Here is a 7706-nt window from a genome sequence, read left to right on the forward strand (position 1 = left end):
CGCCATCAACGCCTAACGAACAACCTCGAAGGCATCACCCTCGTACACCACCAGCCCGGACTTGACCCGTTGACACTGTCAGCGGCGCACGACTCTGAGACAGGCGCCTGCCTGGGCGGTCGATAATGAGACTGCTTCAGCGGGGGATTCTGAGACGGCCATCACGAGGTCAGCCTGCGCAGCTCGACGTCGACGTCTCCGCAGCTGCGCGGGGCCCGGTCCTTACCGGACATGCCGATGGTCGGACGTTGTCGGCACAGGCGGATCGTGTCATACTGGTACAAGAACCTGTACCAGTAGGAGAGATCATGGCTGTCACCGCAAGCGAGGCACGGAAGAACTTGTTTCCTCTCATCGAGCAGGTCAACGAGGACCGCACTCCGATCGAGATCACCTCCCGCCGCGGTGACGCGGTGCTGATGTCTCGCGCGGACTATGACGCGCTCGAGGAGACGGCCCACTTGTTGCGGGTCCCGGCCAATGCCCGACACCTGCTCGAGAGCCTGCAGCAGGCACGGTCCGGGCAGCGGGACGAGCACGACATGGTGCGATGAGGCTGGTCTTCACACCGAACGGGTGGGCGGACTACACGTATTGGCTGGCCGCTGACCGGCAGATGCTGAAACGGATCAACCGACTCATCGATGACGCCCTGCGAGACCCGGTCGCCGGCATCGGGAAACCCGAGCCACTGCGACACATGCTGGCCGGGGCATGGTCGCGCCGGATCACCGAGGAACATCGGCTCGTCTACCTCGTCGACGGCGACGACCTGGTGATCCTCCAAGCCCGCTTCCATTACGTCTGACGAGTCGTCCGCTCCTGCCGCGCTCCGAGCGGTCGTGCACCGGTGATGAGACGTCATGGCGTCGTGTCCGGAGTGCCAAGGACTTACGCCTATGCTTCGCGGGTGCCCACGCTCGTATTGCCGGTCTTGCGAAGCGGAGTCTTCTCCGGTCATACCCAGCCCAGGCTGACGGCAGGGGACATGGAACTCGAGCCGTGGTGTGACCGCGATGCCGAGTTCCTGGCCGAGGTGTATTGCGATCCGGCTATCCAGCGTTGGCACGTGCGCTCGATGGACGTGAAGGAAGCCCGCGAGTGGATCACCGCAAGAGCGTTGCGATGGAAGGGCGAGCACGGCGCCGACTGGGTGGTGAGACGAGAAGGCGCCCCGGTCGGACGGGTCGGTCTACGCACCGTTGACCTGGAAGAAGGGCGGGCCGAGGTCGCGTACTGGACCGCTCCTGAGGCGCGAGGCAACGGGGTTGCGATCCAAGCTTTGACGGCACTGTCCAACTGGGCGCTCGAGACCGTCGGGTTCCACCGTCTCGACCTTCACCACTCCGTCCAGAACGCTGCCTCGTGCCGCGTTGCCGTGAAGTGTGGGTACGAAGTCGAGGGAACGGCCCACAGCTCAGTCCTCCACAGCGACGGCTGGCACGACATGCACCTCCACGCGCGAATCAATCGGGGCAGCGGCAGGCTGAATCCGCCACGTGGCCATCATCGGAGCGAGTGACCTCCGCCTCCCGAACATCCGGATATGCCGCCGGTGGCGCACCGGCACTTCTGGGTCCTCCTGGCGCATAGGCTCGCACTATGGCGCGTGTGAGGGTGCTCGGGGCAGGTGTCGTTGGATCGGTCTACGCGGCGCTGCTGGCCGACGCCGGTCACGAGGTCACCCTGACCGCACGAGGATCGAGACTCGTCGACCTGCGCCGCCATGGACTGCTCGTGGGCCTCGACGGCCGGATCCTTGCGCCCGACGTGGCCGTGACGAAGTCACCGGAAGTGACAGACTGCGACGTCCTGCTGGTCGCCGTTCGCGGTGACCAGTTGGCTGCGGCCCTGGACGACATCGCAGCCAGCCCGGCTGGGTGGGTCTGGATGTTCACCAACCCCCTCGAGCTGCGCAGTGACGTGGAGGATCGCCTGGGCCGCGACCGGCTGGTCTGGTGCTTCTCCGGTGTGGGCGGCGGCGTGAAGGACGGGCAGGTGACCGCCCACCGGGTGGGGCAGCAGCCCACCGTGGTCGAGGACGGGGCAGCCGGCTCCAAGTTCGCGTCGCAGCTGCTCGGCGCGATCGACCCCCACCTGCGGACCGAGCCGGACATGCACGCCTGGTTGGACACCCACACGGTGTTCGTGGCCGCCATGGCCGCCCTGGTCCTGGAGCAGCCCTTGGAGACGCGATCACAGCGAGTGCGCGGCGCTGTCCTGCTGGTTCGGGCCATGCGACAGGCCTTCGACTCCCTCGAAGCGCAGGGGGCTCGCATCACACCGCGCAACCTGCGGATGATCTTCGGCCGGGTGCCCCTGCCGATCGCCGCCCTGTACTGGGCTGCGCAGCTGTCACGACCCGTCGTGCAGGTGTCCATGCTCCCCCATGCCACCGCGACCCGAACCACCGAACAGCGGGCCGTGGCCGCTCACGCCCTGGACCTCGCGGGCCACGGCCCCGGCCTCTACCGCCAGCTGCTCGCTCCTTTGGCCGGCACCTGAGCGGGTGCTCGGAACGCACTACTTTGCCGCGGAGAGGTAAGGCGCTCCTGCCGCTGATCGGTCCAGGGGGGAGTCAACCAGGAACCTGAAGCCGGCCTCGCCGAGTCGAGGCTGGGGGAAGGGTTCGTCCCAAAATCCGCCGCTGAAGTGGCCGATCTGTCCCACCTGTCCCGAACTCGCGAGTATTTCCCAGAATCGCTCCCCGCCTGTCAGCAGAGGGCAGTTGTGAGACGCCGCGACCCCTCCGGCGGCAATTCTGGGACGTGATGAGCGGCGAAGTTTGAGACCCGGCTCGGCGAGGGCCACCAATACGACGGTCGGCCAAGCAATTAGCGTTTGCGGACACCCTTGCGCTTGATGATCTCTCGAACTTGTCGATCGAGGGCTGCGCCATGAGTTTCAAACAGGCGCCTCAGCGCAACCTCAAGGATTCGGGCACCTATCAGAACTTCGTCCGCCTTGAGGTCTGACTCGTGGGAACCGTCGTTGCCGATCCACTTGACGGCCTCCAAGAGGTCAGCAATCTCGGGTTCTTGCGCTCGATACGAGTCAATGCGCCCGTGAAGGGTAAGTCTCACGCGTTTGCGTTTCCCGTTCTTCGGCGTTGAGTACCTCGTCTTCTTGACCTTCTTGGCGTCCATCAGAGATTCGATTCCCTGCCGGAGGCGGTTTGCTGAGGCGCTCGGGTTGATGAGGAGTAGCCGCGAGGCGTCCTCGATCGCCCCCTTGGTGGACTCTGGCGTTCCGTCCGGGACGTTCATCATGTGGAGCGGAGGATCGAAGTACTTCACGAACAGCTGCTCGTCGTACTGTTCGTACGGGGATCGCGCATCGCCGACTCGCCAGGAACCCGCGACGGCAACAGTCTCGCCACATTCGCTGTTGTTGCACCTCAGGACGCCGGCCAATGCCCCGTAGATCCAGTCGGGATCCCAGTTCTCATCCCCTCGCCACCGTTCAGACTGACCGCTCTCGATCTTCGTGAGCCCCTCCTTGCCGACAAGATGACCGTGCAAGCACTTGGGACACGTCGGATTGGGCCACTCGTCAAGGCTGACCCAATCGACGAAGGCCTCGACTCCAACTGGCATGGACTCAAGCTACGGGAACCCGTCGGTGGCGGGCGACACCTTGGGTGAGGAGCGACACACCTCGGAGGACTGCTTGCCCTGTGACATCTATCGGAATATCCTCAGGCTCATGTCACACCTCTCCTCGGAGGAGCTCGATCGGCTCGAGCGACTCGCCTTCGGCATCCGTGAGTTCTTCAGCGAGCGTGGCCACAACATTGGCACCGCTCTCGACCAAGACCCGAGCTTCCGCGAGGGCGAGCGAGGCCGCTCGGGGCTGGCGCGCTCAATGATGCAGTCCGCACTTGCCGCGGCGTTGGCAGCGGTACCTGAGTTCGGACTGGATACTGGCGATGGCGGCGTGCGCGTGGTCCGAAGCATCGATCGCGGATACTCGCGGCACTACCGCATGCTCTCCACGAAGGAGCACGAAGGCGCCTTCCGGATCCTCTCCAGCAGTGACGGGATCCTTGACGTGGCTGACGACGACTCCATGTTCATCGAGGAGAGCTGGGTCTTGGCCTACACATTGGATCAGAACAACCAGGTTGAGCACCTCTTCGTGGCCCAAGTGATGGATCGGCTGGAAGGCAACCCGGGCGAGCTTGTCCTCGGCCCAGAGTACATGCTGGCAGGCCGACCGCCGACGGGCGACGGAGGCTTCCAACCGACCGACGAGGACCTGCCCATGGATGACGTCGACGAGGACGAGACGGGGGTGGCAGATGCTGGCTAACCACTCCCGGCGTCCGCATCATCCCGTTCACGAGAGGCATCATCGTGGTCGTCACCGCAGCTGAGACTGGCAACCGCATCCAGCGTCTACGTATCGCCAACGGCCTGAGCCAGGCTGAGCTGGCCAAGTCCGCCAGCATGCCGACCGGCGCGGTTTCCATGGCGGAGCACGGGCGGCAAGGCCTCGATGAAGAGACGCTCACGCGCGTCGCCGACGCTCTCGGATGCACCACTGGCTACCTGACCCGACCGCAAGCCCAGCCGACGTCGACCCGTCCCTGGCTGAGGGCCTATGCGGATGCATCGAAAAGGGCTGTCGACCGGTACATCGCCGATACCGAAACAGCCATTGGTGCCATCCATGCTCTGCGCCTTCGACTCCTACCGGAGACCATCCCTCACTTCGATGACGATGGCAACGACGAGGAGGCCATCGAGGAGTTCGCAGGAGAAGTCCGTAACGCGGCCGGCCTCGAGGATGGCGACGTGGTCGGCAACTGCATCCGGCGCGTCGAACGTCTGGGCGTGGTCGTGCTCCCTATGCACGACGAACTCGGCCGCCACATGGGCCTGTCTCAGCGCGTCGACTCGATACCGGTCATCAGGGTAAGCAAGCCACACCTCACCGACCATGGCCCGGTAAGCCCGTCGGGGGACCGCCAGCGCTTCACCGTCGCCCACGAGCTCGGCCACCTCACCCTGCACGCCACAACTCCACCCCCAGCCACCGCCGAACAGGCACGCCTAGTCGAGCAGCAGGCTCACCGATTCGCCGGAGCCTTCCTCGCTCCGGGCGACCCCCTCCTAGCCGACCTGGAACGCCTCGGGGACCGCGTGACCCTGACAACCCTTGCCGAGCTCAAGAGGACTTGGGGCGTCTCTATCAAGATGCTCGTTGTCCGGCTAGGGCAGCTCGGCCGAATCGATGATCAGCACGCTCGCAGCCTGTACAAGCAGATCAGCGCCCGACGCTGGAACAAGGTCGAACCCGTTCCGGTCGGCCACGAACACGCCGTCTGGCTCACTAAGGCACTGGCGCAAGCGGGTCAGGATAGCGACACAGCCGCCGCAGCACTCGGCCTCGCTCCTCGGTACGTGCGGAACTGGCAAGCCTGGGACCTGGAGAGCCCGAACCGCCCCGATCTCCCAGTTGGAGTGGTGCCGATCTCGAGGAAGCGCCGTGCGTCCAAGTATTGAGGCTCAACAAGACCCCTATCCCAAGAGACTTACACGCACGGAAGGCCACCGAAACGCATGGCTGTACATGACAGTGACAAGGCTGCAGGGCGCAGAACGACTGTCTATCGTCTCACCGGAGTTGACGACTTTCGGAAGGCTGTTCGCGCGAAGTACCTAGACCACGAGCATTTCGCCGTGGAGGACGTGATGGTGGGAGGACGGCCGGCCCTGCTCGTCAGTGGCGCCATGACCAGGGACTCTGCTGGCTGGTGCGCAGCCGTTTCAGCATTGACGGGACGCGACGTGGCTATCGCTGGCGCAACTCCTGCGGGGCTGATTTTGCTACGTCCGAGTCCTGCTACCGCCCCCGACGATGCGGTGGCGTACGCGCTTACCTACGGGATGGGTTTCCAGCTCCTCGACCCAGGCCGGCTCGATAATCTCTTCGGGCAAAGGATCGCGATCCGCACCGCTGAACCTGACCAACTGCGCTCGCTCACTGTAACGACAATGGATGAACGGTCCCGGACGTCACGAGCGAGCATCCCGCAAGGCGACGGGCTTCTCGGGTTTGGCATCGGCGACATCGGCGAGGCTGTGAGTCGCATCGTCGCGGTCGCAAACCTCCCACGTCTCGCCCGTGCGGACGGGAAGCTCACCCAGGTGAGAGGGGCCGACGCGCTCAACCTCCCGATAGGGCTCACTGCCGCCGACGTTCTTGCCGATTTGGACGTTCTCGAGTCGGTTCTCGCAGGCCCTCCCCCAGAGCACTTGAAGATTCTCGAGCAACTCACAGCGGTCAAGAACCCCGAACTAAAGAAGACACTCGACGCACGCCTCTCCGCCGTCCTTGATGGCGACAACGGAACGATTGGGCTGGCTTGGCCTCACGAGCGAGTCGACGAGAACAGCACACCCGATGCCTGGTTGCCCCGCAATCTGTGGCCGCGCCGGGAAAACTACCTGCGGCGAGGGCAGCCAGAGTGGGGTGAGATCGAAAAAGCGCTCCAGAATTACCCCGTGGGAGCACGGCTTGACCGACTGGATCGAGCCAGCATCCAGGTGTTCCGAGACCCAGAGGGTGAAGACGCCATCAGTCAAGCGATCCCACTCCGTCGCTGGATCGCCTTCCAATGCGAAGTTGACGGCCGTACGTACGCTTCCTACGACGGCAATTGGTACCAGATCCACCACGATTACGCGGAGAACATCAACAGTCGCGCTGTGACGGGACCGCCCAGCTCGGGACGCGGGTTCTGGTTCATGACGAGGTGCTTCCAGTCGTCGATGTCCTGGGGCATGAGGCGCCGGTGAATAGTCAGCTCGGTCATGACGTCCCCCATCCCGACTCGTCCTCGACCAAGGAGTCGGAGAGGTCGTCGTCGAATTCGATCTCCTCGGTGTAGTCGAACTCTTCGTCGTCATCGCGGGTGTCGGGGTACTCCTGCAACGCTGGTTCGGCCGCCGGCTTTGCCTCGGGCTTGGGGAACGCGAGCGAGAGGACCTCGTTGCTGGCCTGCTCCAGGTCATGTGCGTAGGTGCGTTGGTGACCGCCTTCAATGGCGGCATACCGCCCGTCTTGGCGGTCGGTGAAGACGCCATCAATCCAACGGGTCAGGAGCACTGCCTCCAGCCGGTGGATCTCGGTCTCCGTGAGCACGCGCCGGGTGTCCTGATCCATGTCGCGGAGGGCATGGGTGCGGACCAGCGAGCTCATCGGAGCGACGCTGCCGTTTCGGTCGATGGCGCGGGGGACCATCATCCAGTGGCGCTCGACGGGGTGGATCAAGAAGATCCGAGTCGTGTCGAGGCGGTCGTAGAAGATCGTGAGGGGACGGGCCTTGACTCCGATGCCGCGCATCACGACTGATCGCAGTTGCTGGAGCTCACTGGAGTTGTAGGTGACCGTGTGCAGGCGGATTCCCTCCGGGCTCAGCAGGCGCTCGGCGCGCTGGAGGCCCTTGAGGTAGAGCCATGGATCAGCGGGGCGGTCGAGCTCACCGAATGACGTCACGTAGTCGGCCCACACCATGGCTGGGCTCAGGGGTGTCGGAGATCCGTGTGCCTCAGTGAGGTTGCGGTGCGGCTCGTTCGCGTAGACGTCGATGGCGTACTCCCAGAGCATGTCTTGGAGATCCTGCGGCCTAATGGGAGCAATGATCAGAACCTGTGGATGGCCTTCGGCGGGGTGGCGTGAGGGAGCGCACCTTCCCGAGG

Annotated in this window: 9 protein-coding genes; 7 read left to right on the forward strand and 2 right to left on the reverse strand. The window is 64.4% G+C overall.

Annotated features, from left to right (window positions below):
* Positions 1 to 308: 308 nt before the first annotated feature.
* From ABD225_RS17250 to ABD225_RS17265, 4 genes are all read left to right on the forward strand, one after another.
* Complete coding sequence (locus ABD225_RS17250; protein WP_048548370.1) at positions 309 to 554, forward strand: type II toxin-antitoxin system Phd/YefM family antitoxin; 246 nt, start codon at positions 309 to 311, stop codon at positions 552 to 554.
* The gene (locus ABD225_RS17255) at positions 551 to 808 is read left to right on the forward strand and encodes a Txe/YoeB family addiction module toxin (RefSeq protein WP_048548373.1); all 258 of its coding nucleotides are present in this window, start codon (positions 551 to 553) and stop codon (positions 806 to 808) included. The genes ABD225_RS17250 and ABD225_RS17255 overlap by 4 nt, the downstream gene beginning before the upstream one ends.
* A gap of 102 nt (positions 809 to 910) precedes the next feature.
* Complete coding sequence (locus ABD225_RS17260) at positions 911 to 1522, forward strand: GNAT family N-acetyltransferase (RefSeq protein ID WP_344088493.1); 612 nt, start codon at positions 911 to 913, stop codon at positions 1520 to 1522.
* Between the two features lie 80 nt (positions 1523 to 1602).
* The gene (locus ABD225_RS17265; RefSeq protein ID WP_344088496.1) at positions 1603 to 2505 is read left to right on the forward strand and encodes a ketopantoate reductase family protein; all 903 of its coding nucleotides are present in this window, start codon (positions 1603 to 1605) and stop codon (positions 2503 to 2505) included.
* Between the two features lie 329 nt (positions 2506 to 2834).
* Here the strand turns inward: ABD225_RS17265 and ABD225_RS17270 are convergent, their stop codons facing one another.
* Complete coding sequence (locus ABD225_RS17270; RefSeq protein WP_344088499.1) at positions 2835 to 3596, reverse strand: DUF4145 domain-containing protein; 762 nt, start codon at positions 3594 to 3596, stop codon at positions 2835 to 2837.
* A gap of 109 nt (positions 3597 to 3705) precedes the next feature.
* On the opposite strand from ABD225_RS17270, the gene ABD225_RS17275 reads away from it, so the two are divergent.
* The 3 genes from ABD225_RS17275 to ABD225_RS17285 are packed head-to-tail and all read left to right on the forward strand — an operon-like array spanning position 3706 to position 6803.
* Positions 3706 to 4311: a hypothetical protein gene (locus ABD225_RS17275; RefSeq protein WP_344088502.1), complete on the forward strand. Its 606-nt coding sequence runs from the start codon at positions 3706 to 3708 to the stop codon at positions 4309 to 4311.
* A 44-nt stretch (positions 4312 to 4355) separates the two neighbouring features.
* Positions 4356 to 5507 carry a helix-turn-helix domain-containing protein gene (locus ABD225_RS17280; protein WP_344088505.1) on the forward strand — a complete coding sequence of 384 codons (1152 nt, stop codon included), beginning with the start codon at positions 4356 to 4358 and terminating at the stop codon, positions 5505 to 5507.
* Between the two features lie 57 nt (positions 5508 to 5564).
* Entirely contained in the window at positions 5565 to 6803 is a 1239-nt protein-coding gene (locus ABD225_RS17285) for a DUF6119 family protein (protein ID WP_344088508.1), read from the forward strand.
* 13 nt (positions 6804 to 6816) lie between these two features.
* Here the strand turns inward: ABD225_RS17285 and ABD225_RS17290 are convergent.
* A partial coding sequence (locus ABD225_RS17290) for a hypothetical protein (RefSeq protein WP_344088511.1) occupies positions 6817 to 7706 on the reverse strand: 890 nt, incomplete at its 5' end.

Origin of the sequence: Nostocoides veronense (assembly GCF_039531185.1) — a bacterium.
Classification (GTDB): Bacteria; Actinomycetota; Actinomycetes; order Actinomycetales; family Dermatophilaceae; genus Nostocoides_A; species Nostocoides_A veronense.